Source organism: Marinobacter sp. 1-4A (assembly GCF_016597725.1).
Lineage (GTDB): Bacteria > Pseudomonadota > Gammaproteobacteria > Pseudomonadales > Oleiphilaceae > Marinobacter.
In genome coordinates, this window is record NZ_VCGY01000001.1 from 824,150 (window position 1) to 850,115 (window position 25,966).

25 protein-coding genes and 1 pseudogene are annotated in these 25,966 nt (G+C 52.4%); 13 read left to right on the forward strand and 13 right to left on the reverse strand.

The features are described from left to right. Nucleotides 1-6 precede the first annotated feature (6 nt). Nucleotides 7-792 (forward strand): energy transducer TonB, encoded by a 786-nt coding sequence (locus FE845_RS03620; protein ID WP_200361800.1) that lies wholly within the window; start codon nucleotides 7-9, stop codon nucleotides 790-792. Between the two features lie 12 nt (nucleotides 793-804). On the opposite strand, the gene grxD is transcribed toward FE845_RS03620, so the two are convergent. After that, nucleotides 805-1,131 carry a Grx4 family monothiol glutaredoxin gene (gene grxD, locus FE845_RS03625; RefSeq protein WP_200361801.1) on the reverse strand — a complete coding sequence of 109 codons (327 nt, stop codon included), beginning with the start codon at nucleotides 1,129-1,131 and terminating at the stop codon, nucleotides 805-807. 241 nt (nucleotides 1,132-1,372) lie between these two features. Between grxD and argF the strand changes: the two genes are divergently transcribed. Continuing rightward, nucleotides 1,373-2,287 carry an ornithine carbamoyltransferase gene (argF, locus tag FE845_RS03630; protein WP_200361802.1) on the forward strand — a complete coding sequence of 305 codons (915 nt, stop codon included), beginning with the start codon at nucleotides 1,373-1,375 and terminating at the stop codon, nucleotides 2,285-2,287. A gap of 5 nt (nucleotides 2,288-2,292) precedes the next feature. Then, nucleotides 2,293-3,366, forward strand: coding sequence for an ABC transporter ATP-binding protein (locus FE845_RS03635; protein WP_200361803.1), 1,074 nt, complete (start codon nucleotides 2,293-2,295; stop codon nucleotides 3,364-3,366). Between the two features lie 232 nt (nucleotides 3,367-3,598). Here the strand turns inward: FE845_RS03635 and FE845_RS03640 are convergent, their stop codons facing one another. The 6 genes from FE845_RS03640 to FE845_RS03665 all read right to left on the reverse strand — a co-directional run bounded on the left by FE845_RS03640 (nucleotide 3,599) and on the right by FE845_RS03665 (nucleotide 10,649). After that, the gene (locus FE845_RS03640) at nucleotides 3,599-5,167 is read right to left on the reverse strand and encodes an ATP-binding protein (RefSeq protein ID WP_200361804.1); all 1,569 of its coding nucleotides are present in this window, start codon (nucleotides 5,165-5,167) and stop codon (nucleotides 3,599-3,601) included. Nucleotides 5,168-5,231: 64 nt separating this feature from the next. Further along, entirely contained in the window at nucleotides 5,232-5,972 is a 741-nt protein-coding gene (locus tag FE845_RS03645; RefSeq protein WP_200361805.1) for a response regulator, read from the reverse strand. A 168-nt stretch (nucleotides 5,973-6,140) separates the two neighbouring features. Then, nucleotides 6,141-6,614: an FKBP-type peptidyl-prolyl cis-trans isomerase gene (locus FE845_RS03650; protein ID WP_200361806.1), complete on the reverse strand. Its 474-nt coding sequence runs from the start codon at nucleotides 6,612-6,614 to the stop codon at nucleotides 6,141-6,143. After that, on the reverse strand, nucleotides 6,614-8,824 hold the full coding sequence (locus FE845_RS03655) for an acetyl-CoA hydrolase/transferase C-terminal domain-containing protein (protein ID WP_200361807.1): 2,211 nt from the start codon (nucleotides 8,822-8,824) through the stop codon (nucleotides 6,614-6,616). The genes FE845_RS03650 and FE845_RS03655 overlap by 1 nt, the downstream gene beginning before the upstream one ends. A 213-nt stretch (nucleotides 8,825-9,037) precedes the next feature. After that, nucleotides 9,038-9,367 carry a hypothetical protein gene (locus tag FE845_RS03660; protein WP_200361808.1) on the reverse strand — a complete coding sequence of 110 codons (330 nt, stop codon included), beginning with the start codon at nucleotides 9,365-9,367 and terminating at the stop codon, nucleotides 9,038-9,040. Between the two features lie 244 nt (nucleotides 9,368-9,611). Next, nucleotides 9,612-10,649, reverse strand: a complete 1,038-nt coding sequence (locus tag FE845_RS03665) for an NADP(H)-dependent aldo-keto reductase (RefSeq protein ID WP_200361809.1) — start codon at nucleotides 10,647-10,649, stop codon at nucleotides 9,612-9,614. A gap of 104 nt (nucleotides 10,650-10,753) precedes the next feature. On the opposite strand from FE845_RS03665, the gene FE845_RS03670 reads away from it, so the two are divergent. Both FE845_RS03670 and FE845_RS03675 read left to right on the forward strand, forming a co-directional pair. After that, nucleotides 10,754-11,986 (forward strand): glycosyltransferase family 4 protein, encoded by a 1,233-nt coding sequence (locus FE845_RS03670; protein ID WP_200361810.1) that lies wholly within the window; start codon nucleotides 10,754-10,756, stop codon nucleotides 11,984-11,986. Continuing rightward, entirely contained in the window at nucleotides 11,952-12,524 is a 573-nt protein-coding gene (locus FE845_RS03675; protein WP_200361811.1) for a phosphatase PAP2 family protein, read from the forward strand. The genes FE845_RS03670 and FE845_RS03675 overlap by 35 nt, the downstream gene beginning before the upstream one ends. A gap of 2 nt (nucleotides 12,525-12,526) precedes the next feature. Here the strand turns inward: FE845_RS03675 and dinB are convergent, their stop codons facing one another. Beyond that, nucleotides 12,527-13,591: a DNA polymerase IV gene (dinB, locus tag FE845_RS03680; RefSeq protein ID WP_200361871.1), complete on the reverse strand. Its 1,065-nt coding sequence runs from the start codon at nucleotides 13,589-13,591 to the stop codon at nucleotides 12,527-12,529. Nucleotides 13,592-13,706: 115 nt separating this feature from the next. Between dinB and FE845_RS03685 the strand changes: the two genes are divergently transcribed. From FE845_RS03685 to minE, 5 genes are all read left to right on the forward strand, one after another. Beyond that, the gene (locus FE845_RS03685; protein ID WP_200361812.1) at nucleotides 13,707-13,985 is read left to right on the forward strand and encodes a DUF1244 domain-containing protein; all 279 of its coding nucleotides are present in this window, start codon (nucleotides 13,707-13,709) and stop codon (nucleotides 13,983-13,985) included. Beyond that, complete coding sequence (locus FE845_RS03690) at nucleotides 13,985-14,371, forward strand: HopJ type III effector protein (RefSeq protein ID WP_200361813.1); 387 nt, start codon at nucleotides 13,985-13,987, stop codon at nucleotides 14,369-14,371. The genes FE845_RS03685 and FE845_RS03690 overlap by 1 nt, the downstream gene beginning before the upstream one ends. Next, nucleotides 14,368-15,117, forward strand: a complete 750-nt coding sequence (gene minC, locus FE845_RS03695; RefSeq protein ID WP_200361814.1) for a septum site-determining protein MinC — start codon at nucleotides 14,368-14,370, stop codon at nucleotides 15,115-15,117. The genes FE845_RS03690 and minC overlap by 4 nt, the downstream gene beginning before the upstream one ends. A gap of 80 nt (nucleotides 15,118-15,197) precedes the next feature. Further along, nucleotides 15,198-16,010 (forward strand): septum site-determining protein MinD, encoded by an 813-nt coding sequence (minD, locus tag FE845_RS03700; protein ID WP_200361815.1) that lies wholly within the window; start codon nucleotides 15,198-15,200, stop codon nucleotides 16,008-16,010. A gap of 3 nt (nucleotides 16,011-16,013) precedes the next feature. Next, a complete protein-coding gene (minE, locus tag FE845_RS03705; RefSeq protein ID WP_200361816.1) occupies nucleotides 16,014-16,265 on the forward strand; it encodes a cell division topological specificity factor MinE in 252 nt (83 codons plus the stop codon). Nucleotides 16,266-16,319: 54 nt separating this feature from the next. Here minE and FE845_RS03710 read toward each other — a convergent pair whose 3' ends face one another. Continuing rightward, nucleotides 16,320-17,327 carry a DUF2804 domain-containing protein gene (locus FE845_RS03710; protein ID WP_200361817.1) on the reverse strand — a complete coding sequence of 336 codons (1,008 nt, stop codon included), beginning with the start codon at nucleotides 17,325-17,327 and terminating at the stop codon, nucleotides 16,320-16,322. Nucleotides 17,328-17,464: 137 nt separating this feature from the next. Between FE845_RS03710 and FE845_RS03715 the strand changes: the two genes are divergently transcribed. The 3 genes from FE845_RS03715 to FE845_RS03725 all read left to right on the forward strand — a co-directional run bounded on the left by FE845_RS03715 (nucleotide 17,465) and on the right by FE845_RS03725 (nucleotide 20,186). Then, nucleotides 17,465-18,205, forward strand: coding sequence for an START domain-containing protein (locus tag FE845_RS03715; protein ID WP_200361818.1), 741 nt, complete (start codon nucleotides 17,465-17,467; stop codon nucleotides 18,203-18,205). Between the two features lie 67 nt (nucleotides 18,206-18,272). Then, nucleotides 18,273-18,764, forward strand: coding sequence for an HPP family protein (locus tag FE845_RS03720; protein ID WP_200361819.1), 492 nt, complete (start codon nucleotides 18,273-18,275; stop codon nucleotides 18,762-18,764). Between the two features lie 66 nt (nucleotides 18,765-18,830). Continuing rightward, nucleotides 18,831-20,186 carry a PhoH family protein gene (locus tag FE845_RS03725; protein ID WP_200361872.1) on the forward strand — a complete coding sequence of 452 codons (1,356 nt, stop codon included), beginning with the start codon at nucleotides 18,831-18,833 and terminating at the stop codon, nucleotides 20,184-20,186. A gap of 17 nt (nucleotides 20,187-20,203) precedes the next feature. Here the strand turns inward: FE845_RS03725 and FE845_RS03730 are convergent, their stop codons facing one another. The 4 genes and pseudogenes from FE845_RS03730 to FE845_RS18895 all read right to left on the reverse strand — a co-directional run. Beyond that, nucleotides 20,204-21,556, reverse strand: coding sequence for a sigma-54-dependent transcriptional regulator (locus FE845_RS03730; protein WP_200361820.1), 1,353 nt, complete (start codon nucleotides 21,554-21,556; stop codon nucleotides 20,204-20,206). Then, nucleotides 21,553-23,367 (reverse strand): ATP-binding protein, encoded by a 1,815-nt coding sequence (locus FE845_RS03735; protein ID WP_200361821.1) that lies wholly within the window; start codon nucleotides 23,365-23,367, stop codon nucleotides 21,553-21,555. Before FE845_RS03735 ends, FE845_RS03730 begins: the two co-directional genes overlap by 4 nt. 86 nt (nucleotides 23,368-23,453) lie before the next feature. Beyond that, entirely contained in the window at nucleotides 23,454-25,634 is a 2,181-nt protein-coding gene (locus FE845_RS03740) for a TRAP transporter permease (protein ID WP_200361822.1), read from the reverse strand. 99 nt (nucleotides 25,635-25,733) lie between these two features. Beyond that, nucleotides 25,734-25,850: pseudogene (locus FE845_RS18895) on the reverse strand (C4-dicarboxylate ABC transporter substrate-binding protein); the annotation flags it as partial. Nucleotides 25,851-25,966 lie beyond the last annotated feature (116 nt).

Here is a 25,966-nt window from a genome sequence, read left to right on the forward strand (position 1 = left end):
GGTTAAATGCTGGAGTATGGCAGCAACAACAGCCTTCCGGCGAAATATCGGATCGCCCTCGCCTTATCAACCGCCTTCCTGATTCATACGGTGTTATTGTCCGGGGTTCCTTCTATTGTGCAGGACTCACCTGTAAAACACCGAGAGCAGCTGAATCTGGAGTTGGTAGCGGCAGATAGCCCTCAAAGTGCAGCGGCATCTGCTAGCGAGCAGAGCCCTTCCGAAAAAAGCTACTTCCATAATCCGCCCTTCGAGGCGGAGCCAGTGAGCACCAACCCGAAGCCTATCGAACCGTCGCTTTTAACAAATCAGTCACCGCAAAAAGCCCCGGTTAGCGCAAGCTCACAAGCTGCGCCGACCAAACAAAAAGTGGATTCTCCCCAACCATCTCCCGTTACAACCCCCACTAGCACACCGTCTAACCCGGGGACCCGCAATCAGGTTGCGGAAAAGCCAAACGCTGAGGAAGTCACAAAGGTTACGCAATCACCTACTGAGCAAGACCCCTACCTGATCAAGCTCGCCATGCACTTGGCCACTAAGCTTGAATCATCGCGAATTCCGGCAATCAGGGAGCTAACGGAGACGAGTACAATGGCGTTGGAGTTGCAACTATTAGGAAATGGTGCACTAACTAGAGCGCGGGTGCTCAAGTCGACAGGCATTGAGCCGCTCGACAGAGCCGCGTATCAGGCTGCACTATCAGCTAGCCCATACCCCGCGCCACCGCCGGATCAACACAGTAAAAGCCGCTTCGAAGTAAAACTGGTGTTTGCTCCGTCGCGGCTCTAATCGGCAAAAAACTTAGGCTTCGGCTTGCTTTGCGGCTTCTTTCACTAGAGTAGCCAGCTCACCGTTTTCCGACATTTCCATAATGATGTCACAGCCGCCAACTAACTCACCGTTGACATACAACTGGGGGTAAGTCGGCCAGCTTGAATAAACTTTCAAGCCTTCGCGCAGCTCTTGGTTATCAAGAATGTTCACAAATGCAAAACGCTCTCCACACGCCATTAACGCCTGAGAGGTCTTTGCAGAGAAGCCACACTGCGGAGCTTGGGGCGACCCTTTCATGTATAGAATAATCGGGTTTTCTGCGAGTTGATTTTTAATGGTTTCGTTAATATCCATGAACATTCACCTCTGGTTAAAACGGAGCGGCCTGTGCGCTTGTTTGCGCTGTTGATCCCGCCCTGACTGGCGTCCATTGTACACGCTGGCTAGGCTCCTCAACAAACACGGCAATTTGATACAGGACAAGCCTGTGTGCCGCGGCGTTGTCATCACTGGCGCGAAGGGCTAGACTTGTTGCCCCCGTTTTTTCACCAGTATTTATACTCACCCAGGGCTTCATCAAGGTAAGGGCCATCCCATGGCAGCAAGGCATTTTCTGACACTGAATGACATGTCTACAACCGAATTGGAGAATTTGGTAGATCATGGCACCAAGCTCCGGAACGAATGGCGCCAAGGCAAAGTCCGGGACTCTCTGAAAAATCGAGTATTGGCGATGATTTTTGAAAAGTCCTCAACTCGCACCCGGGTTTCTTTTGAGGCTGGCATGGCCCAATTGGGCGGCTCCGCGATGTTTCTTTCCCCAAGAGATACGCAACTTGGGCGCGGCGAGCCTATTGAAGATTCTGCCATCGTGATCTCCAGCATGGTCGATGCGGTAATGATTCGCACCTTCGCCCACGACACTGTTGAAACGTTTGCGCGGGCTTCCACAGCGCCAGTCATCAATGCGCTCACAGATGACTTTCACCCCTGCCAGCTATTGGCTGACATGCAAACGTATCGAGAGCACCGTGGAAGCATTCGCGGCGCCACCGTCGCCTGGATAGGCGATGGCAATAACATGTGCCACTCTTATATAAATGCCGCAACGCAGTTCGATTTTCATCTGAACATTGCAACACCCGAGGGTTACGAACCGTCTCCAGAGCTGATGAAAGCCCACAGGGACCGTATTACACTCATGCGCGAGCCAGAGGAAGCGGCGCGCAATGCAAACCTTCTTGTGACTGATGTTTGGGCGTCCATGGGCCAAGAAGACGAACAAAAGGCCCGCGAAAAAGCCTTCAGTAACTATCAGATCAATCAGGCGCTGATGGACATAGCCGATAAAGACGCCCTGTTAATGCATTGCTTGCCAGCCCATCGCGGCGAGGAGATTTCTGCCGAGATGATCGAGCATCCGAACTCAGTGATATGGCACGAGGCCGAAAATCGGCTTCACGCCCAAAAAGCACTGCTGGAGTTCCTGATTCTGAACCGTCTGGATTAAAACCTATGAGTTCGCCCGATACTACCGCCCACAACTGGTTGCTTGAAGTAAACAACCTAACCTGCGGCTATGGCGGCGACGCCGTTGTAAAAGATGTTAGCTTTGCGCTCAGCCACGGGGATATTGGTTGCCTGCTGGGGCCTAGTGGATGCGGTAAAAGTACCATTTTGCGAGCTTTGGCAGGCTTTCTTCCGCTGACTGGCGGCGAGATACGCTTACAATCTCAACCCATCAGCTTGCCCGGTCGCACACTGGCACCGGAAAAGCGCCGCATCGGCATGGTTTTTCAGGACTACGCGCTGTTTCCGCACCTGAGCATTGCCGACAATGTAGGCTTCGGTTTGCGCGGGCTCGACAAGGCCGATAAGCGCCACAAGGTTATGGAGTTACTGCACGTTGTTCACCTACAGGATCTGGCAGACAACTACCCCCATGAGCTTTCAGGAGGCCAGCAGCAGAGGGTTGCATTAGCTCGTGCGCTGGCCCCGGAACCAACACTCATTTTGCTTGATGAGCCCTTTTCCAATCTGGACACTGATCTGCGTCGCAGGCTCAGCCTCGACGTTCGCGAGATTCTGAAAACCTTAGGCATCAGTGCCATTCTGGTGACTCACGACCAGCAAGAAGCTTTTGCCATGTGTGATCAGGTCGCAGTGCTTCAGAGTGGAAAAATCCAGCAATGGGATGTGCCTTACAACCTATACCACGAACCCGTAAACCGCTTTGTGGCGAGCTTTGTAGGGCAAGGCGGGTTTATACCGGGCAAAGCCGTTGGGCCGGACATCATAGAATCCGAGCTTGGCATCATCCACGGCAACCGGGCTTACAAGTGGCCAGACGGCACTCTGGTGGATGTACTTATCCGCCCCGATGACATTGTTTATGACGAGGCCTCCGACTTGCGCCCGAAAGTTGTCGAGAAAACCTTCGCGGGCACTTCAACGCTTTATCGCTTCCGCTGTTCTGAGGATACAGAATTTGAGGCGCTGTTCAGAAGCCATTTAGACTTCCATCTGGGCGAGACAGTTCCCGTGCGGGTAGAAGCCGACCACCTTATAGCGTTCGAGCGCAATGGCTGATCAGTAGACAACACAGAAATGAGTGCAAGGATGCTAAAAAAGAAGTAAAAAAAAGGGCCGGAAAACCGACCCTCAAATGACGAATGAAACAAGGAAAGTTCGTAAGAACCACAACCTCAAAAGTCATCCCTTACGCTTTTGAGTATCGTGGTTGCCAGCCAAACGTTCAGTAGCACTTATGTAGTCACTCTGTTACATCTGGTTAATGCCCGAGACCTGCTTCACAAACTGTTTATAGCTCTGGCTCCATGGGTTTTTTTCGGGGCCAGACCAAACTGAAGCGTGCACCACCAAGGCTATCGCTTCGGCTCACAAACGCCTGCCCGTTATGCCAGTATAGAATTCTTCGCACGATGGATAGACCAAGCCCGTATCCACCGGAGGTACGGGTTCGACTGTCATCAAGTCGAGCGAAGGCAGTGAAAACCTTCTCCCACTCATCTTCAGGGATGCCCGGGCCATCGTCCTCGACATCAACCCGACAATGATCTTCGTCGATACTGCAACGAACAAGCACCTTGCCCGAAGCATAGCGCCCTGCATTACCCACAAGGTTCTGTATTGCACGGTGAATATAACGCGGCTCAACATCGGCCATGGCTAATTGCTCGGAAGCCCCATCAATTTCGCCTACGATGCTAAGAGCCGGGCGCACAAGCTGCTGTTCGGTTACGACCTGCCTAACGATGTCGGTTACAGACGCTTCTTCGAGGGAAAACACAGGGCCGCCCTGTTCGAGGCGCGCATAGGTCAGGATTTCATCAATGAGCTCATCCAACTCCTGAATATCGCCATCAATGCCATCAAGCTGTTTCTGCAAAGCCTCCTGACCCTGACAATCCTCTATCATCTGTACGCCAAAGCGGATTCGCGCAACCGGAGTTCGCAATTCGTGGGACACCGCATGGATCATTTCGCGTTGGACGTCCACAAGGCGCTGTATATGCTCCGCCATGCCATTAAAGGCGGCAGCCAATCGGGAGACAATACTGCCCTCACCAGATTCCACACGAGCACTCATCTCCCCCCGAGCAATACGCACCGCTACAGACTCTACTTTACGCAGATTGCTGTCCAAACCCCGTAGCACAAAAAACAAAGCCAACGCCAAAACGCTTCCAGAGACCACCACCAGCAACAAAATAACCGGCCATGCCCAGGGGTTGAACGGTGCTGGCAAAGAAACCAGAACAAGCTCGCCATCTGCCAACTGCAAAAGCACCCGTGCCACTTGGTTGTCGTAGTAAAAAGCGGAGCCTTTGCGGTACACGCGTTCGAGAACCTCATCATCAGGTAAGGCTGTCGGGCTCTGCACCCTCCGAACACGCGCCTTCAAACTTTCTGAAAGCCGCTCAATAGCTTGTTCACGCTCATCCAAACCGACAGCATCAAGATGAACTCGAATTGCTTTTGCAGACACGATGGCTATATCGCGATAGGGCTGGGAAGCTCTAAGTTGCAGAGTCTCGCCATGAAATCCGCTTACCAAAAACCGGTAACCCAAACTGCCTTCAACCGCAACAACCTGACCATACCCCAAGCGTTCTCGAATCACTGGTGAGAGGGATGGGTCCCCTGCGTCTACAACCTGAAACCCATACTCGGGGGCTAGCCAGTGATATTGTTGCTCCGGTGCCGGCGAAGACGCGAGCCAGCGCATCAACGGCTCGGCAAAGCGTTCATGCCAGAACTGTGAACGCACGGAGTTTATGCCGACAAACAAGACAATACAGAGAAGTATTACCAGTGCAGTAAGGCCAGCAAGGCGGGCATATAATTTGAGGAAAAAGTTCAGGGGCATGTCGGAGAACCCTGGCAAGGAAGCATCGGCCGAGACAACCGTACCGATGCAAAAGACTGAATCGTCAGACTTCCTTCACAAACAGGTAGCCTTTGCTTCGAACGGTCTTAATCCTGCGAGGGTGAACAGGGTCATCGCCAATTTTTGGGCGAATCCGGGATACTCGAACGTCAATCGATCTATCCTGACCATCGTATTCAATACCCCGCAAGGCAGTGAAAATCTCTTCCCGGCTCAACACTCGCCCAGCATTACTGGACAGCAGCCAAAGCAGATCGAACTCGGCACTGGTCAAATCTATGCTGTCTTCACCAAGCCAAGCCTCGCGCATAGCGCGATCCACAATCAGATCGTTGAACTGAAGACGTGAAGGCTCTTCGCCGCTCACTTCTTCTGCACTATTTTTTTGCGCATTTTCCGTAACACGCCGCAACATGGCGCGTATTCTCGCCAGTAACACGCGGGGCTTAACGGGCTTGCTGATGTAATCATCCGCTCCCATCTCAAGGCCAAGCACCTGATCCAGATCGTCAGTACGTGCAGTGAGCATGATGATAGGGCCAGAATAAAACGGCCTAACACGACGACAAATGGAAAGACCGTCTTCACCGGGCAACATCAAATCAAGTACGACAAGATCTGGTTGCTCGTTGCGGATTCGCTCCACAGCAGGGCTTCCATGGGTTTCGAGTGACACGGTCAGGCCGTTGCTTTCAAGGTATTCACGGGTCAGCTCGGCCAACCGCTCGTCATCTTCGACAATAAGAATTCGCCAACTTTCGTTTGTCTGTTCCACGGGATCCATCTCTGATTTTATTTTTCCGGGTTCAGTTTTTTGCCTGTAACCGACGGCACAGGCAACCTGATGTAACCGTAATTATACATGCTATTCAGAAATATACATGGAACTACACTGCGGTTACACCCAATTACAAACGTTAGACTCTAGACGCTGCCCCCTAAAAACGCCAACTCACTCGAAAAGTGGTCGGCCCTGAGCAATTTCATCGTCAGTTGCTGCGCGGCGCTCAATGATTTCCAAATCGAAATACAGAGTGAAGCCTGCAAGCGGGTGATTGGCGTCAATTCTAATAAGATTGCCGTCGATTCCCATAACCTGAACAATTTGGGCATTATCGCCTGTGTTGGTCTGAAACTTCATACCGACGCGCAGGTTCTCTACCCCCTCAAACATCGAGCGCGGCACCTTGCGGACCAAATCCTCTCTGTGCTCACCATAGGCCATGGACGGAGGCACAGTAACCTCCAAACAGTCCCCCGCGTTGCGATCTTTAACGGCCTCCTGGATACCTTTGATGACATCGGGGCTGCCGTACAAAAAATGTAAAGGTTCACCTCCCTCGGATGTATCGACCAACTCGCCGAGCTTATTTTTTAAAACGTAGTGAACCGTAAAAACGTCAGGTTTTTCTTGAGAAGCTTGCATCAGGCTTTTGAACTTCCTGTGTCTGATGGATTTTCAGTAAGTTGCAAACCATGGATCACGAGAAGTTGATCCAGTTTTTCACGCAGGCCCGAGGGTTGATGCAACCCCATTCGCTGCAGTAATTCAGCATAACGCCCTTGCTCATCTTTGGCTTGAACAGCTTGCAATAGAGTCGATATTTTACCACGGCTGGTCGCCGTTTCCGCCTTTAACCTTTTTAGCGCTTTGCCCAACTTCAGCTCTTGATCGGTAAAATCCCGGCCAAAAGGAAACGCGGGAAACCAGTCTTTATCGCCAGCGCCAGCAAACGCCTTAGCAATAGCGTCCGGCGTATTGTTTAGCCAACTGGCCGGTAACTGGAAGTTCTTGTCCACCTTACCGGCTTTCTGCGCCTTTTCGAGTAGATCCGGCTGGAAGCGTGAATCAGCGATGCGTATCAGGCGCAGGTAGACCTGCTCATCCGACTGGCCGCGCAGATCAGCAATACCGTATTCGGTGATGACTACATCCCGCAGGTGGCGGGGAATCGTGCAGTGGCCGTAATTGAACACGATATTAGACACCGCCTTGCCCCCGGTATTCCGGCAACTGCGCAGTGCAATAATTGAGCGGGCGCCCGGCAATTCGTGGGCCATGGAGACAAAATTATACTGGCCGCCGACACCGCTGAGTACCCGGCCATCTTCAAGCCCGTCAGACACAGCAGCGCCGCTGAGTGTGTACATTATGGCCGTATTAATAAACCGGCTGTGTATCCGCTGGGCCGCTTTAAGCCTTTGATTACCCAACGGGTGGTCATAGAGGTGATTGATATAGTTAACGCTGGTCATGCAAATGCGGCTACGTTCCTCATCGGAAAGTTCCCGCAAGGACTGGTAGAATTTCTGCGGGCCCACGTAAAAACCGCCATGCATGGCAACGCCACCAACGAGCCGCTCGCCAAGAGCCAGAGTTTCTATCGCCCCTCTCGCCTCTGCATCATCAAGATCAGTATTTAAAGAGTGGTCGCTTATTTTTAATCTACCACCCTTGAACTCGACTGTTTCACGGAGAATGCCATATCGCCGCAGCCAAGCTACATCGCGCGACCGCATGGGTGAGTCAATCAACCCTTCCCTGCGCAGAACATCAAGGGTAGCCAAGGAAATCTGCTCATCAATCTCACCGTTGTTGATAAGAATTTGCAGGTCGGCATGGTCATAGACCTCACGCCGGATAACACCCGCTTCCATCAGATAAAGAAAGCCGTCGACCATCATCTCGCTACAGCCATAAAGGCCTTTGTCGAACGGCCCTGTACCACCTTCTTTTTTCGCCAGAGGGAAGTTCTCAGCAACGTTTAAATAGTCGAAAACCGCCCGCCAAGCATCGTTGTTTTTGTGCCGCAGAATGGCACTGTGCACAAGAGCTGCCCCAAGTGAACCTATACCTACTTGCAGGGTGCCGCCGTCCTTCAACAAGGTGCTGGCATAAAAGCCGATCAGATGGTCTGCCGGACTGATGGCCATCTGAGGTGCGGAAAACAGCGGGTACTCAGAGGCTTGGTGCTCAAACACCATATCAAACTCGTCTTCCGCAACCGCGGCATCGCGTCCAAACCAAGGTAACTGGCGATTTACTTCTCCCACCACAGCCACTGGGTTTCCTGCCGCTTCCCGCGCCCTCAGCATTGGCAGCAAATCTATACTCAGATCGGGGTTGCAGCTCAGGCTTACCATACCCGGTGCATCATGCAGCTCGCCCGGCGCTACCATTTGCGCCACCACGTTAACTCCCAAATCCATAAGATCACGTGCAGCATGAGTATAGTTAGTGGACACATAGTGGCGTTGCTGGCTGCGATTATTGAGATAACTGCCAGCCTTGAAGAAAAATTCCGATACCTGCACGTTGTGGGGCAAGCAGTTATTGCTCACATCTCGGGCATATTGCAGTTCCGGAATCCCGCCATAAAGGCGCTCCGCAAAAGGGCCCATAAAGCGCTTTTCTAAAGAAGAACTTCCGGCAGGCGCCAATAACGAGAGGGCAGTAAAAATGTGCAGTTTTATTTCAGGGTCGTCCTTTGCCCGCTGATAAATCGCATTCACGAGGCGGACGGGCTTTCCCAACCCCAAAGGCAAGCCTAAGTTTATGTTCTTACCTACCCGGCGGATGACTTCATCCACGCAACGCTCTGTGCTGTTCACGCGCTGTCTGCTGTTTACCGCCATACAAAGATCCTCATTGATCATTCGACATGTGACTACCTGTTCAGGAATCATCACATGACAGATGCACTCAAACAATGCACCAGATCATGAATCCTGCGTTAAACCGAGGTATCGCCAGAAATAGACTTTACAGAGCGTACAGAAAGCAATTGAGAGCAAAAAGTGGGAACAAATATTAAGAAAAGAAGAGCTAGGGTGGTGCAGACTAGAGAATCAGAAATTCCACTTCAGGTTGAGACAAGCGCCCTCATTCAATAGTGCTATGCCGTGATCAGCCTGAGCCGGCTGGGAGGCATAATGCTTGCCAGCGCCGCTTGAACGCACCAGAGACAGGCTCAACAAACGAGAGCCGATTTCGGCAACGGCAATAGCATCTGAATCGTCTTCATCAATATCGCCGGACACCCGCTGTTGAAGCTCGTAGACATCTTCAACGGTCATGGTTTCGTTTGTCGCCTTAAACGCGCGCTCAGACGCATCGGCGCGAACAACAAACGCGGCGACGTTGAGAACAAGCAATGCGACAAAAATGCGGATAATCATGATACTTACGGCGGCCTCTTAAACGGATTAGAAGTTTACTCATCCCCTAGGCTAAAGTCTAACCCTTGAGCTGCAAAATAATGTGAAACGACGCGCAATGGCACCGCTTTTTTGTCACGAGATCACAGGCTTTTTGTCAAAATATGATCAGCTGAGTTTCTAAATGTAACTCAACATCCACCAAAAGCGGCCAATTCCCTTTGACCTCAACACCTTAGCATTTTTTAATAACCCCCCCGTTTAATCACGGGCAAGGATAGGTGAACTCTTGGTGAATTGCCTCAATGGCTTCCAGAGTTTCTTGGCTGAGACTCACGTTGCTTGAGTCTAGATTTTCGCGAAGTTGTTCCATATTGGTGGCGCCAATGATGTTACTGGTCAAAAAACTACGGCTATTTACATAAGCCAGCGCCATCTGGGCCGGAGACAACCCTTTCTGCCAAGCGAGTTCTGCGTAGGCGCGAGTGGCATCAGCTCCGCGCTCGCTGGTATAGCGGCTGAAGCGTTCATACAGCGTGAGGCGAGCCTTTTCTGGCCACTTTCCGCCCATATATTTGCCAGACAGCATACCGAAGGCCAGCGGAGAATAAGCCAACAATCCTGCTTGCTCTCTACTGGCTATTTCAGCCATACCCACTTCAAACGACCGGTTTAGGAGGCTGTAAGGGTTCTGAATACTGGCAATGCGCGGCCAACCTTTGTTGTCAGCCAAGCGTAAATACTCCATGGCGCCCCAAGGTGTTTCATTGGAGATCCCTATGTGCCTAACCTTCCCGGCTTGTACAAGTTCATTGAGCGCCTCCAGAGTTTCCTCAATCGGCGTAAACTTCTCTTTCGGGTCGTGATGGTAGCCAAGCTTACCGAAGAAGTTCGCGTTACGATCCGGCCAGTGCACTTGGTACAAATCAATGTAGTCAGTTTTCAAGCGCTTTAGGCTGGCGTCACAGGCTTCGATGATGTGATCACGGGTGAGGCGCGGACCACTCCGCAAATAGCCGAATCCATCCCCCGGCCCAGTAACCTTCGAGGCGATCACCAAGTCGTCGCGGCGACCTCGTTGTGCCAGCCAGTTACCCAAAAATGTCTCGGTCAGGCCCTGAGTTTCAGCCCTTGGTGGTACGGGGTACATTTCTGCCGTGTCTATAAAATTCACACCTTCAGACGTGGCGTAATCCAGCTGTTCAAAGGCTTCCTGCTCGGTATTCTGCTCGCCCCAGGTCATGGTACCAAGGCATATCAGGCTCACATCAATGTCTGTGCGGCCTAGTTTTCGGGTTTGCATAGCGCCTCCGCTTCAGGTTTTTGAATGCGTAAAGAGAATGTCATAAGAGTGTCGCGCGCCTGTCACCGGCCGCTCCCATAGTAGAAATATGTTAATAAAAAGCCATGGGGAACGTCGTGATAAAAACTAGACTGGTCTACCCGCGAAAACAACACATTACCATCGTTTCCGAGACGTTTCCGCCAGAAATCAACGGGGTTGCCAACACACTAAGACACCTTTGTCTTGGACTCGTTCAACACGGGCACGAAGTTACCATTGTACGGCCTAGACAGCGCCACGAAAGAAAAGGTTTGATACCGAGCGCCGGCAATGCACTGTTTGCGAACGAGCATGTTGTAGCCAGCCTACCCCTCCCCGGGTACGCCGACTTGCGTGTTGGCATCGCCAGCAGCCGCCAGCTTCAACGACTGTGGCAAACAAACCGCCCCGATGCAGTCTACGTAGCCACCCAAGGACCTTTAGGTATAGCAGCTGTTTCAGCAGCGCGAACAATGGGACTGCCTGTCGGCTCCGGCTTCCACACCAACTTTCATCAGTACAGCCGATATTACGGCTTCGGGGCCTTGGAAAGGCTACTGTGCGCTTATGGCCGTTGGTTCCACAACCGCACAGACATCACACTTGTTCCAACAACCAAAATGCAGCACGTCACCTCAAGCATGGGCATCACGCCAACTGGCCTTTGGAGTCGAGGAGTGGATTGCCTACGCTTCACTCCGGATAAAAGAGACGAATCTCTGCGCGCGAGCTGGGGGCTTGAGGGAAATGACCGAGCAGTGCTCTATGTCGGACGACTAGCAGCCGAGAAAAACATTCGAACAGCCGTGGCGTGCTATGAACGGATACGCAAGCTATATCCACGAGCCAAGTTCGTGCTCGTGGGCAACGGACCCATGCGCAAACAGTTGTCTGAGAAGCATCCAGACTACATTTTCTGCGGAGCCCAGTCTGGCAATGATCTGGCTCGCCACTATGCATCCGGCGATTTGTTTTTATTCCCAAGTAAAACCGACACCTTCGGAAATGTTGTACTTGAAGCGATGGCCAGCGGCCTCGCCGTGGTGGCCTACAACGATGCAGCCGCCCATGAACACATCCGCCATGAAGAAAACGGTATCAAGGCCCCTCTAGATCAGGATGAGCTGTTTATTAGCGGAGCACTTAGGTTGGCAAACCAGCCAAGCCTGCTCAAACGCATTCGCACCCAAGCACGGATTGAGGCTCTCAAGCTGAACTGGGAGTCGCGGATCGAACAATTCGAAAAACTTGTGTTGAACCAAAACCCAAAGGCCCGATTCCATGCCCGAAACAAGCAAAGCATTTCGATTCTTTGAACTGGCAGATCGGCGTGAGTACGCATTCTGCCAGTCCATCAATCAAGTCGTTAAGTTCCGACCGGTCATGCGTTACTTCCAAGTGGTAAGCCGGTTGGGAGACGGTTGGTTCTGGTACGCTTTGATTTTGGCTATCCCTTTCCTAGAGCCTGAGATGGGAGCTGGCCTAGCATTGTTAATGACCCTAACCGGGCTGACCTGCACCCTAACCTACAAACTTCTTAAACGCTGGCTAATCCGCGAAAGACCTTTTATATCGTTCCCTTCCATTAACTGCGGAACGCCGCCTTTAGACCGCTACAGTTTTCCTTCAGGCCACACGCTCCACGCTGCCTGCTTTCAAACCATACTGTTCATGACAATGCCAACACTGGCGCTGGCAACGGCTCCGTTTACTTTGAGCGTAGCTGCATCGCGTGTAGTACTGGGCTTGCACTACCCGTCAGACGTTGTAGCTGGCGCCCTTATTGGCGGTCTGATGGGGTACTTTTCAGCCGCTTACTTTTTCAGCACATCTCTAAGCTTCTTTCCGGGATGAGCTTAATCGAAGAGCCTTAACTGGGTAACGGGGGCATCATCATTCCTAAATCGCACGCCCAAGCCTAACAAGCGAACCGGACGCTCGCGATTGGTTACCAGCTCATTGAGAAGCGGTAAAAAATCGTCAAACGCAGGCTCCTTTATATTGTCTCGCACTCGCTCCAGAGTGTGTGTTGAAAAGTCGCTGTAACGTATTTTTATAAACAGTTTATGAATGGGTTTATCTTTGGCCTTTCGGGCGAGCCGTAAATTCAGATCGGCCGCCAGCGACGCCAGTACGGTTTCACAAGCGGCCAAATCTGGTAAGTCTTGAGAGAAAGTGCGCTCTACGCTCACAGATTTGGCAATTCGGGAAACCACCACCGACCGCTCGTCCCGGCCGTGCGCCATTTCATGAAGCCGATAACCTTGTTTGCCAAAACGCTCGATCAATACATCCACGCCCAACGCCTGCAAATCTCCGCAGGTTTTAACGCCAAGCGCATGAAGCTTGGCGGCCGTTACCTGCCCCACGCCAAACAGTTTTTCAACGTTGAGCTCGCGAACGAAATCCTCCACCTCATCGGGCTTCACCACAAACAGCCCGTTGGGTTTTTGCCAGTCGCTGGCAATCTTGGCAAGAAATTTATTGGGGGCAACCCCGGCGGAAATGGTTATCCCGACTTCTTTTTCTACCCGCTCTCGTAAATAGCGCGCCATCAGCGTGGCACTGCCCTTGTGGTCGGTTACATCGGATACATCCAAAAACGCTTCGTCCAGCGACAGTGGCTCAACCAGATCAGTCAGTTCCCGCAGGATGCTCATGACCTTCTGTGATGCCGCGCGATAACGGGCCATATCTGGCGGCACAGTAACTAGGCCGGGGCAGAGCCGACGGGCCTCTCCGCCAGGCATGGCCGAGCGCACACCGAAAGCCCGGGCTTTATAGTTACAGGTTGTCACCACGCCTCGACCACCCTCACCCCCTACCGCCAGCGGAACATCGCGCAATGTTGGATCATCTCGCATCTCAACGGCTGCATAAAAGCAGTCGCAATCCACATGGATGATCTTGCGTTGAGGCATAATCACTGGGCTCACGTCGGGTTTCTGTACATTCATACAGTCTTGTATCTTAAAGTAAGATGCTGAGAATGTCAGGAATCTCCAAAACAACCATCGGATAGCATAACGAGGCCCCATGTCGAACCCTATTCCAGACTCTGAGCGCACTGAAATTGAAGCAGCAGCTTTTCGCCGCCTGGTTAAGCACCTAGGAGACAACCCTAGCGTTCAGAACATTGATCTGATGAATTTGGCCGGATTTTGCCGCAACTGCCTTTCTAAATGGTATCGCGCAGAAGCCAGTGAACGCGGCTTCGAGATGTCCGACCCGGCTGCGCGGGAAGAGATTTACGGCATGCCCTACGAGCAGTGGAAAGCCCTGCACCAAACGGGTCCGAAACAGGATCACAAATAATGAAGTTAAACGAAGCGTTACGCATCCACTTGGCTTCGATAGATGGCGGCCATGCAGACTTTGATGACACTCTGGCCTTAATCGAGCGCTACTTCGACTACAAGCCCACAAGCTTTCAGAACGGCCCTTTAGTAAATGCTGAAGGAGAAAACGCAGGTTCATGCAAAGTATTTGCACTCGGTCTTCATGGCTCGCTCAACGAGTCAGACACCCTGAAACTGTTCGCGCAACACTACCAGCAGGTACTACACGACCCTGCCGGTGACAGTCATAGCAATATTCGTCAGTTCATGGGCTCTGGCTGGTCAGGTATACGCTTTGAAGATTCTCCACTACGCCCACGCAGCCCATCAGAGCCAACCTTCAAGGAAGAGACCCACTCATGAGTGACACCGCTACCACAAGGGCTCAGCAGGTATTTCAACTAAAAAGCGCCAGTGTTTCCATGACCGCTCTGGAGCTCTATTACTTTGACAACGACGAGTTTGAAGACACGCTGAGAAACAAAATCAGTCAGGCTCCCGGATTTTTTCGTGATATCCCCCTGATTATAAGTCTGGAAAAGTACGAAGGCCTCGACAGTGAGCTGGACTTCTTTAAGATTATCGGTGCATGCCGGCGCAACAATATCCACGTTATAGGTGTTCGTGGCGGCAATGATGATCAACGCCGCCTTGCTCGTGGTGCCTCCCTCGCACTCATGCCCGGGAGCGGCCAACGGGACCGGGGCCATGAAGCAGAAGCCGAAACAATACCGGCACCTGCAGCGCCGGAACCTCAGGCAGTAAAGGAAGCACCCGCAACCAAGGTCATCAGCCACCCCGTGCGCTCAGGCCAGCAAATTCATGCGCCCGAGGGCGATCTGGTTATACTGGCGCCGGTTCAGGCGGGCGCTGAAGTACTCGCTGCCGGCAACATTCATGTTTACGGCCCGCTACGCGGCCGGGCATTGGCGGGCATTCATGGCGCCGAGTCCGCACGAATTTTCTGTCAATCCCTTGAAGCAGAGCTTGTGTCCATCGCCGGACACTATAAAATCTCCGAAGATCTTCAGAATAGCGGCTGGAAAAGCGCTGTGCAGATTCAGCTCAGGGATGACCTGTTAGTGGTGGCACCACTGGACAAGGCCTGATACTGGAATCGAACAGAATAATGTGACCGGGCCAAAAGCCGGCAGACACGACGAATCCATCGAGACACAGGAACTAAACCTTGGCTAGAATTATTGTCGTTACCTCAGGAAAAGGCGGCGTTGGTAAAACCACCACCAGCGCCTCTATCAGTACAGGCCTTGCCAAGCGCGGCCACAAAACCGTCGTGGTTGACTTCGACGTGGGCCTGCGCAACCTAGACCTGATCATGAACTGTGAGCGCCGTGTAGTGTATGACTTCGTAAACGTCATACAGGGTGAGGCTTCGTTAAATCAGGCCCTGATCCGTGATAAGCGGGTTGATACCCTTTACATACTGCCAACTTCCCAAACTCGGGAAAAAGAGGCCCTTACGAAAGAAGGCGTTGAGAAAGTTATCAACGAGCTCTCTGAAACCTTCGACTACATCATCTGCGATTCACCCGCCGGTATCGAGCATGGGGCTCTTATGGCGCTGTATTATGCGGACGAAGCCATTGTAGTAACCAACCCCGAGGTCTCTTCAGTTCGGGACTCTGACCGTATTCTGGGCATTTTGCAAAGCAAGTCCCGCCGCGCCGAAATGGGTCAGGAGCCGGTTAAGGAGCATTTGCTGCTAACGCGCTACAACCCGGACCGGGTTGAGCGGGGCGAGATGCTTTCTGTAGCGGATGTTGAGGAAATACTCGCCATTCCATTACTGGGCGTTATTCCAGAAAGTCAGGTTGTTCTGAACTCCTCGAATCAGGGGATGCCGGTTATTCTAGAAACCGAGAGCGATGCTGGTCAGGCTTATGATGACGCGGTTGCGCGCCTTCTGGGTGAGGAACGTGAACACCGATTCATGACCAACCAGAAAAAAGGTTTCTTTTCGCGGATGTTCAAGGGGGGCTAACGGATGAGTTTCCTCGATTATTTCAGAGGCAAGAAATCAAGCTCCGCCAATGTGGCAAAAGAGCGTTTGCAAATTATTGTGGCCCACGAGCGCGGACAACGCGATCAGCCCGACTATTTGCCGCAAATGCAGCAGGAAATATTGGCGGTCATTCGCAAATACGTGCAAATCAGTGACGATATGGTCCAGGTGGAAGTGGACCGAAATGGCAGTTGTTCTGTGCTCGAACTGAACGTAACCCTGCCCGAACGCTGAGCTCAATTAAGCTAGTTAAGCGCCTGCATACTTCTTGGATGCAGGCGCTATGCATTACCACCGCGCGAAATGGTCCTCGACCAATCCCTTCATATTCTGAACGACAACCTTGTTGCCACTCTCATCGGTAATGGTTCCGTTAAACGTTCCCACGTACTGTCGGAAATTGGATGCCAATATCCCCGCATTAAGCTTTTCTTTACGCGCTGCGGCAGGCTCAAAGTGTAGGTCAACGCGACTATCATCCGTTGTTACGTGCCAGTTGCCTCCCGACTGGTAACGATCGAAGCGAAACTGGGCTGCACCGAGCTTATGGCATTTCCCTTCTAGCCAAAGGGCGTTTTCTGTCATACCGGTTTCGTTTACGCCCGCAGCCAGATTGAGGCCCAGCGACCGACCGTCCTGCAGCTGCCCTGCCAAGCTGGCCCAATTCCAAGCCGTTTCCCGGCGCATAAAGCCGCAACTCCAATCAATGGCACCACGGGTCGTCTCATCACATCGCCAAATACGATGGTCCCAGCGAATTTCACCTTCAACCGGCACACCTGCCGACTTGCGAGTGAATACCCAGCCGTTGTAACCCGCTGGGCAAACCAGTCGCAAAGGATCGTTATCTTCTTTCAGCGTTAACTCCACGCGGATACCAACAGGCGCGGACACCGATAGGGATCTACCCCCAGCGAAAGGCAGAATGCGCATTGAAACACCCCCTTTGCTGAACGACGCCGTGCCATGTTCAGGGTAAGGCTCTATGCGGGTACCCAATGAAAATGGGCTCATAAAACTGTGCTCAAGCATTTGCCCGGATGCGAAATCATAGAGGTAGAAAAACCCGTTCCCCACCAGCTTCAGGTCTACCAGCGCCATGCCAAAGACCCAATCTGGCCCAGTGGCACTTACAAACTGGAACTGGTTAAACCGCCAGCGCCGGGCCAACATCGAGCGCGGTCGATCCATCACCGTACGCAAGTCGTAGTCCATGTAGTTTATTTCATCTACAGCTTGGCTCAGCACTCCGGGCGAGAATTGTCCTTTTGCATCAATCAGTTTTTTTATCGTCATGTTCTTCGTCAGATCGGGCCAATTTAAAGAATTGCTACATCGGGTGGTTACCTGGTTCACAATCCCCTGTTTCGGCGGCTAAAGCACCCCACTCCGCATGTTAGACTCCGCCCACAATATTCTAGGAAGTGTAGCTTATGAGAAACACCCATGCCCAAAGCTTTAAAGGCTGGGCCTCAGTTGTCAGTGGTGTGCTTTGCGCCCTATTGGTTTCAGCCATGGCAACCACCACCGCACACGCAGCTTTACCAGAAGAAGACAGCGAGGCCTGGACCTTGCGCAAAGAAGCTGGCGATATCCGAATCTATACCATGGATCAAGGCAGCTCCAGTTTTCAGGCATTCAAGGCCGTGGCTCTTCTCGATGCCCCCGTTGAAACCATAATGGCGGTAATGGTAGATCCAGCATCCTGCATTGAGTGGGTACTCAATTGCAGCGAGTCCTACGGTATCGGTAAAGGCAACTTTCACGACCGTTATGCCTACTCGGTAAACAACATGCCCTGGCCGGTAACAGATCGAGACTATGTTCTTCGCATCCGCACAGAGGGGAACGAAGCGTCTGGCGAGATCATTATGGAAATGAGCGCGACTCCTGGCATGCGAGTAGAAAACAGTAGCCGCGTAAGAGTTGAACACTCCGAAACGTTTTACCGCTTTATTCCGGAAGGCAATAAAACCCGGATGATCTGGCTGCAACACACAGACCCCACGGGCGCTCTGCCGGGCTGGCTGGTCAACTCTCTTTTGGTTGATATACCGGTGCAATCCATGGAAGAGCTGGAGCGGCTAGCAAGCCACGAACGCTATCAGGGTTTTGAGCTGATCTATGACGAGAGCGGCAATCTGGTTGATGTAAGGCAAACCGGCAACAACTGAGGGGTGACGGGCAGGGTATGAAAGGCTAAGCTCTGGATAAAGGACTTTACAAGGCAGATAACACCTAATGACCGTGCTCGCATACGAGATTATGACACCCAGCATCAAGGCGGTGCCCCAATCCTGGACAATGGATCGTCTGGCTCGGTTTCTTACCGACAACGAAATCACCGGCAGCCCTGTTACGGATGAATCCGGCGAAATTGTTGGCATTGCCACCCTCAAAGACATCACAGAATTTCGCTGGAACGCCACCCGCTCTGATGCTGACAAAGAGCTTACAGCAGAGGAACATCAGGAAGCCCGACGCCTACGCATGGTGCTTTTTGAAGAGATGGGGAAAGTGCCGGTAGAAGTGCGCGATATTATGACGCCCATCGTATTATCGGTTGACGAGACAACACCGGTGCGCGACATTGCCAATATTATGATGAATGAACACCTGCACCGCATTTTTGTCACACGGGATTCAAAGATAACCGGTATTGTCACCACCTACGATATGCTAAAAATCGTGTCGGATGAGGAGCTTACAAAACGCTGCGCCCGTAACGACTGAACCATCACAGAGGTAGCGCCCCTTATGCCCAGAACACCGAAAAGTGCACCGCAAGCTCGAAGAACCATGTATGTCCTCGATACCAACGTCCTGATCCACGACCCGAACGCCCTCCTCAATTTTGAAGAACACGATGTGATCATTCCGATGACCGTTCTGGAAGAGCTCGACGGCCTGAAAAGCGGAAAGCAGAGCGTGGCGGCGGACTGTCGTCAGGCCATTCGCACCATCGACAGACTACTTGGCGACGCCAGCCCAAAAGATATCGAAAAAGGCGTTCCCATCGTGCGTGCGGCAATGGCAGAGCCCCTAGGCACCCTGTCCATTTTGATGAGCACCGAACACACCGGCAACCACTCACTGCCGGAGCACCTGAACGACAACAAGATTATCAACACACTTGCAGCGCTTCAGGAGCGGCACAAATCCCGGGACATCATACTCGTCAGTAAAGACATCAACATGCGCCTGAAAGCCCGAGGCTTCGGTGTAGAAGCTCAGGACTATCAAAATGACCAGTTGGTTGATGACATTGACCTGCTACCGAAAGGCTACATTGAGTTCCCCAATTCGTTTTGGGACACCATCGCCAAAGTGGAAACCGTACAACGGGAGGGGATAACCGAGCACATTCTCAAACGCGAAGGCGAACTGGCAAAACTCAACATCAACGAGTTTGTGCTTGATGAACAGGGTTTTATCGGTAGAGCTGTTGAGATTACAGACACTCAGGTGGTTATCCGGGATCTACACCAACACGACTTGATGAACGAAGAAGTCTGGGGTTTAGTCCCTCGAGATATCTATCAAGCCATGGCACTGAACCTGCTGCTGGACCCCGATATCCACTTGGTCAACCTCACGGGTTCCGCAGGCTCCGGTAAAACCATTCTGGCGTTGGCAGCCTGCATTGAGATGACCGTGGCCAGCAAACTCTACAAGCGGATTATTGCCACGCGCTCAACTCAGGGCCTGGATGAAGACATCGGCTTTTTGCCCGGCACAGAGGCAGAAAAAATGGAACCCTGGCTGGGTGCCATCGTGGACAATTTGGAAGCTCTCCACGAAGACGATGAGAATATGACCGCTAGCGTGGACTACATTCTCAGCAAGGTGCCTTTGCACTTCAAATCCATGAACTACATTCGTGGTCGCAGCTTCCAACACAGCCTGATCATTATTGATGAGTCCCAGAACCTGACTCCGCACCAGATCAAAACGATCATTACCCGCGCAGGCAATGGCTCCAAGGTAATCTGTCTAGGCAACTTGGCACAGATCGACACGCCGTATCTGAGCGCCTTGAGCTCCGGCCTCACCTATATGACCGAACGCTTCAAAACCTTCAGTCATGGTGGGCACATTCACCTGCAAGGTGTGCCTCGCTCCCTGTTGGCAGAGTTTGCGGAAGCCAACCTGTAACGCTTGCCGGATAAGGCTCAGTCCTTAAACTGAGCCTTATCCAAGCCGTGTTTTTTCATTTTGTCGTAAAGCGTTTTTCGGGCAACGCCCAGTTGCACCATGGTGTCTTTGATACTGCCGTGGCACGCATTGAGGGCGCTGGTCAGCACCGAATGCTCAAAGCTATCCATCATTTCTGCAAGCGTTCTTCGCCCACTCACATCCGCCTTTGCCACCGGCTCACTGTCATCCAAAGCCGACGGCCCCAGCAACACGTAGCGCTCTGCCAAGTTACGCAACTCACGAACATTTCCCGGCCAGCTATGGTGCATCAAGCGCGCAGCCTGGCTGGCATCTAGTGGAATGCTCTCCCGGTCATACCGGGCTGCAGCAATCAGCACAAAATGATGAAACAACATAGGAATATCTTCTTTACGCTCCCGTAGGGGAGGAATATCCACTTTCACCACATTCAGCCGGTAATACAGATCCGCACGAAAGCTCCCCTCATCACTGAGTGCCTTCAAATCAGCTTTGGTGGCCGCGATAATGCGCACATCCACATCCTGCACCTGGTTGCTGCCCAAGCGCTCTACCTTTTGCTCTTCTAGCACCCGCAATAGCTTGATCTGCAGCGGTATGGGCATGCTTTCCACTTCATCCAAAAACAAGGTGCCCAAATGTGCATGTTCAATCTTACCTATGCGGCGTTTATCCGCACCGGTAAAGGCCCCTGCTTCATGGCCAAACAGCTCACTTTCGATAAGGTTTTCGGGTACCGCGCCACAGTTAATCGCCACGAAATTGTGCGCCCCCCTTGGGCTGTTTTCGTGAATATAACGGGCCAGCGCATCCTTGCCGGAGCCTGTCTCACCAAACAGCAAAGTGTTGGCGGAAATATCCAGAATCGGCGTGATGGTATCCATCACTTTTTGCATGCTGGGCGTATCACCAAGAATTCGCGGACCAGGGCGGGCCAAGTGCCGTAACTGCGCCTTGAGCCTACGGTTCTCCAACGCCAAATGGCGCTTTTCCAGAGCATGGCGCAGCAGTTCGATCAACGCATCGTGATCAAAAGGCTTCTCGATAAAATCGTAAGCGCCCTGCTGCATGGCAGACACGGCCGTACTGATGTCGCCTTGGCCGGTAAGAATAATAACGGGAATGGTCTTGTCCACTGCTTGAATCGCGTTCAGCATCTCAAGCCCATCCATGCCCGGCATGTTGTAATCGCACAGCACAACGCCGTTGTATTCCGGCGTAATAACCTCAAGGCCCGATTCGGCACTCTCAAAGCAACTCACAGTTAAGTCTTCTAATGTGAGCGTTTGGGTCATGGCTTTGCGAATGTGTGGGTCATCATCTACAAAAATAATCGAGGGTTCCGTCATTCCGTGGCCTCCCGTTTTTTCAGGGTAAATTCAAATTCTGCCCCCGGCGCATCGCTACGGTTGCGCCCCGTTAGCCGGCCACCCAAGGCATCCGCAATCTGCCTTGAAATAGACAACCCCAGCCCAAGCCCCTGCTTCACTGATTTGGTCGTAAAGAAGGGTTCGAAAATTTGCTCTGTATCTGCTGGTAACCCTGAACCGTTATCCCGAACAAAACAACGCCAGCTCTCTTCCTGCTCTTCAACATTTACAGTAATGACCGGCTGCTTCTGGTTCTCAACGGCCTGCACCGCATTGGCCAGTAGGTTAACCATAACCTGTTCAATTCGAATCAGATCGCCATGACATAGCACCGGCTGTTCCGGGCGCTCCCACCGGATATCAATGCCTGCGCTGCTCTTCTGCGCCGCGATAATTTTCAGGGAGGCATCCACAGACAGGCGCAAGTCAACAATGGTTGGCGGCCCTTCCGATTTGCGAGCAAACACTTTGAATTGGCGGGTAAGCTCCGCCATTTTGTCACACAGAAGAACGATTTCACCGAGGTTCTCATCCACCATATCGGCGGCGCCTTTTACTAAAAACCGCCGACTGTTTCTGGCGTAGGTTTGGATTGCAGTAAGCGGCTGACTCATTTCGTGATTAAGGCCAGCCGACATTTGCCCCAACACCGCCAGTTTGGCTGCTTGAATCAACTCCTGCTGGGTTTCTCGCAACTCACTCTGGGCGCGCTCGCGTTCGCGAATTTCATCCAGCAGTTTGCGGTTGGAACGCTCCAGATCGGCCGTTCGTTCAGCAACACTGAGTTCAAGTTGCTCCCCTCTTAGGGCCAACTCTGCCTCACGACGATAACGCTCACGCAGATACAGCCACGCCAGTAGAACTCCAAAATAAACCGCGATCCCGCCCACGACAAACCCGAGCCGCATCCAGAAAACAGAGCGTGTACTCACCATCACCTGCAGTGTCCAATCCAGTCTGGGCAGCGGTGTTTGAACACTCAGATATTCGCGGCCTCCGCCATTTTCCCGGATACGCAGGGTTTCAGATGTGCCGGATAAGCCCGAAGGCTTACCAAGAGAGATTAAGGAGACAGGCTTAAGATCCCGATCTGGATAACGTTGGCGCGATGCCTCACCCGGTGCGTTTCTAGCACTTCCAGTAAAGTCCCGATACAGCCACTCAGGTTTGCTGGCCAGAAAGCTAACGCCAGCCTCATCTAGCACCACCATCTCAGCTTCACGCACAGAAGCGGGCCTGTGCCACTGGGATTCCAGTTCATGCACCAGTACCTTCACGACCACTACACCCAACACCTGCCCCTGCTCACCGCGAACTGGATGAGAAAAGTAAAGCCCGCGGACCCGTGAGGTAGAGCCCAACGCGAAATAGATGGCGGATCTGCCAGCTTCCATAGCTTCGTAAAAATAAGGCCGAAAACTGAAATTGCGCCCCACAAAGCTACCAGCTTGCTGGTAATTATTGGCCGCAATGGTTAAGCCAGAAGTATCCATCAGGTACACATCCGAACTACCAACGATGGTCGCCATACGCTGCATTTCTTCGTTGGCCTGATGAACAATGGAGGGGTTATCAGGAGCACTCAGAGCAGATGCAAGCAAGGGGTGCTCAGCCATCAACTCGGGAATAGGCAGGTACCGGTTAAGCTCGTTACCCACAAGTTGGCGGTAGCGGAAGGACTCCTCAAGGCTGTCTTGTTCAACCTGCCGATAGCCAACCCAGCCACCCAGCACCCAAGACACCGAAAGGGTGATCACGAACACTACAAAAGCGCCTATCCGGTAGGACATAGCCCGGTTCCCGCAACACCGTTAAAGGACGCCAGAGTATCGCCCACCCCCTTGAAGGACAAGGGCGCGGGCGACGATAGCAAAACTCAGGCAGCAGCCAAGCGGCTCTTACGTTGGCGTTGCATCAAAAACGCCAAGGCGGCAAGCCCAATGCCAGCAAGATCAGACACCATTCCGCCTTCAATCATCAGCAGTGCAGCGCCTATCAACAGCAAGCGGGCTATCCAAGAAGCCGTGACATTGCCGAACCAACCCAACACACCACCAGAGAGCAGATACACACCAAAGAGCGCGGTCACCAGTGCCCGTGCAATGTCGAACCACCCGGCTTCCATTAACAAGGCACCGTTATAGAAGAACATAAAGGGTACGATGAACGCAGCAATACCAATGCGGAATGAAGCCACCGAGGTTTCCATAGCATTAGCTCCGGATATGCCCGCCGCTGCATAAGACGCCAGCGCAACCGGAGGCGTAATCGCAGAAACCACCGCAAAGTAGAACACAAAGAAGTGCGCCGTGAGCGGCTCAATACCCAACTGAACGAGACCCGGTGCAACCACAGAAGCAGCAACCGCATAAGCCGCGGTTGTGGGCATGCCCATGCCCAAAAGAATCGAGATGAACATAGCGAAGATCAGCGCCAACAACTGGCTTGCCTCTGCTACATCAAGCAGCAGAACAGAGAAACGGGCACCGACACCGGTCAGGGAAATAACACCCACAATAACGCCCGCCGCCGCACACACCACAATGATCTGTATGGCCATGTAGGAGGCAATTTCCAGCGCTTTCAGAATCTGCAGAATTCCCATCTTGTTGGGCGAGAACCAACTGACAACCGCTGCAGAAACCATGGCTAGCGTACCGGCCCGGATCACCGAATAGCCCATAAACAAAGCCACCACCAAAATAATAATTGGCAGGAACAGATAGCACTGCTTCACCATAGTGCGCATCTTTGGCAGCTCATCTTCACGCATGCCGCGCATGCCAGTTTTCGCCGCTTCAAAATCCACCATGAAGTACACAGAGGCGAAGTACAAAATTGCAGGGATAATAGCCGCAATGGCAATTTCGGTATAAGGAATACCGGTAATCTCAGCCATGATGAAAGCGCCGGCCCCCATAATGGGCGGCATAATCTGACCACCGGTTGAAGCCGCTGCTTCAACAGCGCCCGCCGATTTTTTGCTGTAGCCCACTTTTTTCATCAGCGGGATCGTTAGTGAACCCGTAGACACCACGTTACCCGCGCTGGTGCCGTTGATCATGCCCATAAGGCCAGATGCAAAAATAGATACCTTCGCAGGGCCACCCCGTGAGCGCCCGGCTGCTGCAAACGCGAAGTTTACAAAGTAATCCCCCACTTTGGACGACTGCAAAAATGCGGCAAAAATAATGAAAAGAATAATGTAGGTAGACGACACCGCCGTGGTGGGCCCAAGAATACCGGCATCGGTATACACCTGACTGAAAAAGCGCTGTACCGAGAGCCCAGGGTAACCCAGAAAACCCGGCAGATACGGCCCGGCAAACACATACACCAGAAATACCAGCCCGATAATCACCAGAGCCAAACCGGCCACCCGGCGAGTCAGCTCCATGATCAACGCAGTGCCCGCTACAGCGGCAAAGGATATGCCCACCGGGGCAAAGGAGGTGCCTGTCGACATACGCATGGAGGTGTTATACGCCACAAGAAAGTAAACAGCGACGGCGATTGAACAAACAATCAACACCAGATCCGGAACGCTGAAACGCGAGCGTTCACGCTGGTGGAACCAGCTCATAACAATACCCACGCCCGTTGCCGCTAACAGAGGCCAGCCAAAATGCCAGGTTTCCAGGTCTACCGGAATTCGCATGGCGCCGTTCTGAACCATCTGCCAGAACGAGTAAGTTTGATACAGCACATAAAAAGCAGGCAATAGCGTCACAGCGCCAACCCAGGTTGTCCAGCGGTGGCGGGCCGATCCTTCTTCCGCCGACACAAAACGTGCACCCGCAAACAAAACAAAGCCCAGAACCAGAGCCCCGGCAATGTGCACTATCCGGAACGACCAGGTTTCTAAAGGGGCTATATTCAGGGAGTAGAGGTGAAAGGAGGAATAAACAATGGCCAGCAAAGCTACAAACTTCAGCATGCCGCCTTCAAACAGCCTGCGGTTTGCCTCTACAGGTTCCTGATCTACATCGTGGGCAAGTACGTGGTCTTCGCCCACCTCCACATCAGAAAAATCTTTGGGGTGTCGTTCGAGTGTCATTGGGGGTTCCTGCCTACAGGCAAATCGGAGCCAGCACAGCGCCAGCTATTATTCAGGGGCCTTGCGGCCCCCTTCTCTCAGCTATTCAGATCAAAAACCTTATTTGATCTTGCTCTTTTCGATGGTGTAGCCGTTCTCGTTGAACCAACGCGCTGCACCCGGATGCCAAGGCAGTACATTGTTCTTTTTGTAATTCTCAGGAATCGAATTAGTCGCCCCTGCAAAAATGCCACTTTCAGAGAGCCAACAACTCACTGGTCTTAGTTGATTCATTCGGCAGCGCCAGAGTTGAACATAAAATAGCCAATATCAGGCGTAAATGCCGCCCATTT

Bases quoted from the DNA above. Each gene is read 5' to 3' on its own strand.
- FE845_RS03675 (WP_200361811.1), top strand. From the start codon at position 11,952: ATGCCCGAAACAAGCAAAGCATTTCGATTCTTTGAACTGGCAGATCGG.
- FE845_RS03730 (WP_200361820.1), bottom strand. From the start codon at position 21,556: ATGACGGAACCCTCGATTATTTTTGTAGATGATGACCCACACATTCGC.
- argF (WP_200361802.1), top strand. From the start codon at position 1,373: ATGGCAGCAAGGCATTTTCTGACACTGAATGACATGTCTACAACCGAA.
- dinB (WP_200361871.1), bottom strand. From the start codon at position 13,591: ATGCCTCAACGCAAGATCATCCATGTGGATTGCGACTGCTTTTATGCA.
- FE845_RS03660 (WP_200361808.1), bottom strand. From the start codon at position 9,367: ATGATTATCCGCATTTTTGTCGCATTGCTTGTTCTCAACGTCGCCGCG.
- FE845_RS03720 (WP_200361819.1), top strand. From the start codon at position 18,273: ATGACCGTGCTCGCATACGAGATTATGACACCCAGCATCAAGGCGGTG.
- FE845_RS03740 (WP_200361822.1), bottom strand. From the start codon at position 25,634: ATGACACTCGAACGACACCCCAAAGATTTTTCTGATGTGGAGGTGGGC.
- FE845_RS03620 (WP_200361800.1), top strand. From the start codon at position 7: ATGCTGGAGTATGGCAGCAACAACAGCCTTCCGGCGAAATATCGGATC.
- FE845_RS03710 (WP_200361817.1), bottom strand. From the start codon at position 17,327: ATGACGATAAAAAAACTGATTGATGCAAAAGGACAATTCTCGCCCGGA.
- minE (WP_200361816.1), top strand. From the start codon at position 16,014: ATGAGTTTCCTCGATTATTTCAGAGGCAAGAAATCAAGCTCCGCCAAT.
- FE845_RS03670 (WP_200361810.1), top strand. From the start codon at position 10,754: ATGGGGAACGTCGTGATAAAAACTAGACTGGTCTACCCGCGAAAACAA.
- FE845_RS03685 (WP_200361812.1), top strand. From the start codon at position 13,707: ATGTCGAACCCTATTCCAGACTCTGAGCGCACTGAAATTGAAGCAGCA.
- FE845_RS03715 (WP_200361818.1), top strand. From the start codon at position 17,465: ATGAGAAACACCCATGCCCAAAGCTTTAAAGGCTGGGCCTCAGTTGTC.
- minC (WP_200361814.1), top strand. From the start codon at position 14,368: ATGAGTGACACCGCTACCACAAGGGCTCAGCAGGTATTTCAACTAAAA.
- FE845_RS03725 (WP_200361872.1), top strand. From the start codon at position 18,831: ATGTATGTCCTCGATACCAACGTCCTGATCCACGACCCGAACGCCCTC.
- FE845_RS03665 (WP_200361809.1), bottom strand. From the start codon at position 10,649: ATGCAAACCCGAAAACTAGGCCGCACAGACATTGATGTGAGCCTGATA.
- FE845_RS03645 (WP_200361805.1), bottom strand. From the start codon at position 5,972: ATGGATCCCGTGGAACAGACAAACGAAAGTTGGCGAATTCTTATTGTC.
- FE845_RS03690 (WP_200361813.1), top strand. From the start codon at position 13,985: ATGAAGTTAAACGAAGCGTTACGCATCCACTTGGCTTCGATAGATGGC.
- FE845_RS03640 (WP_200361804.1), bottom strand. From the start codon at position 5,167: ATGCCCCTGAACTTTTTCCTCAAATTATATGCCCGCCTTGCTGGCCTT.
- FE845_RS03650 (WP_200361806.1), bottom strand. From the start codon at position 6,614: ATGCAAGCTTCTCAAGAAAAACCTGACGTTTTTACGGTTCACTACGTT.
- FE845_RS03635 (WP_200361803.1), top strand. From the start codon at position 2,293: ATGAGTTCGCCCGATACTACCGCCCACAACTGGTTGCTTGAAGTAAAC.
- grxD (WP_200361801.1), bottom strand. From the start codon at position 1,131: ATGGATATTAACGAAACCATTAAAAATCAACTCGCAGAAAACCCGATT.
- FE845_RS03735 (WP_200361821.1), bottom strand. From the start codon at position 23,367: ATGTCCTACCGGATAGGCGCTTTTGTAGTGTTCGTGATCACCCTTTCG.
- FE845_RS03655 (WP_200361807.1), bottom strand. From the start codon at position 8,824: ATGGCGGTAAACAGCAGACAGCGCGTGAACAGCACAGAGCGTTGCGTG.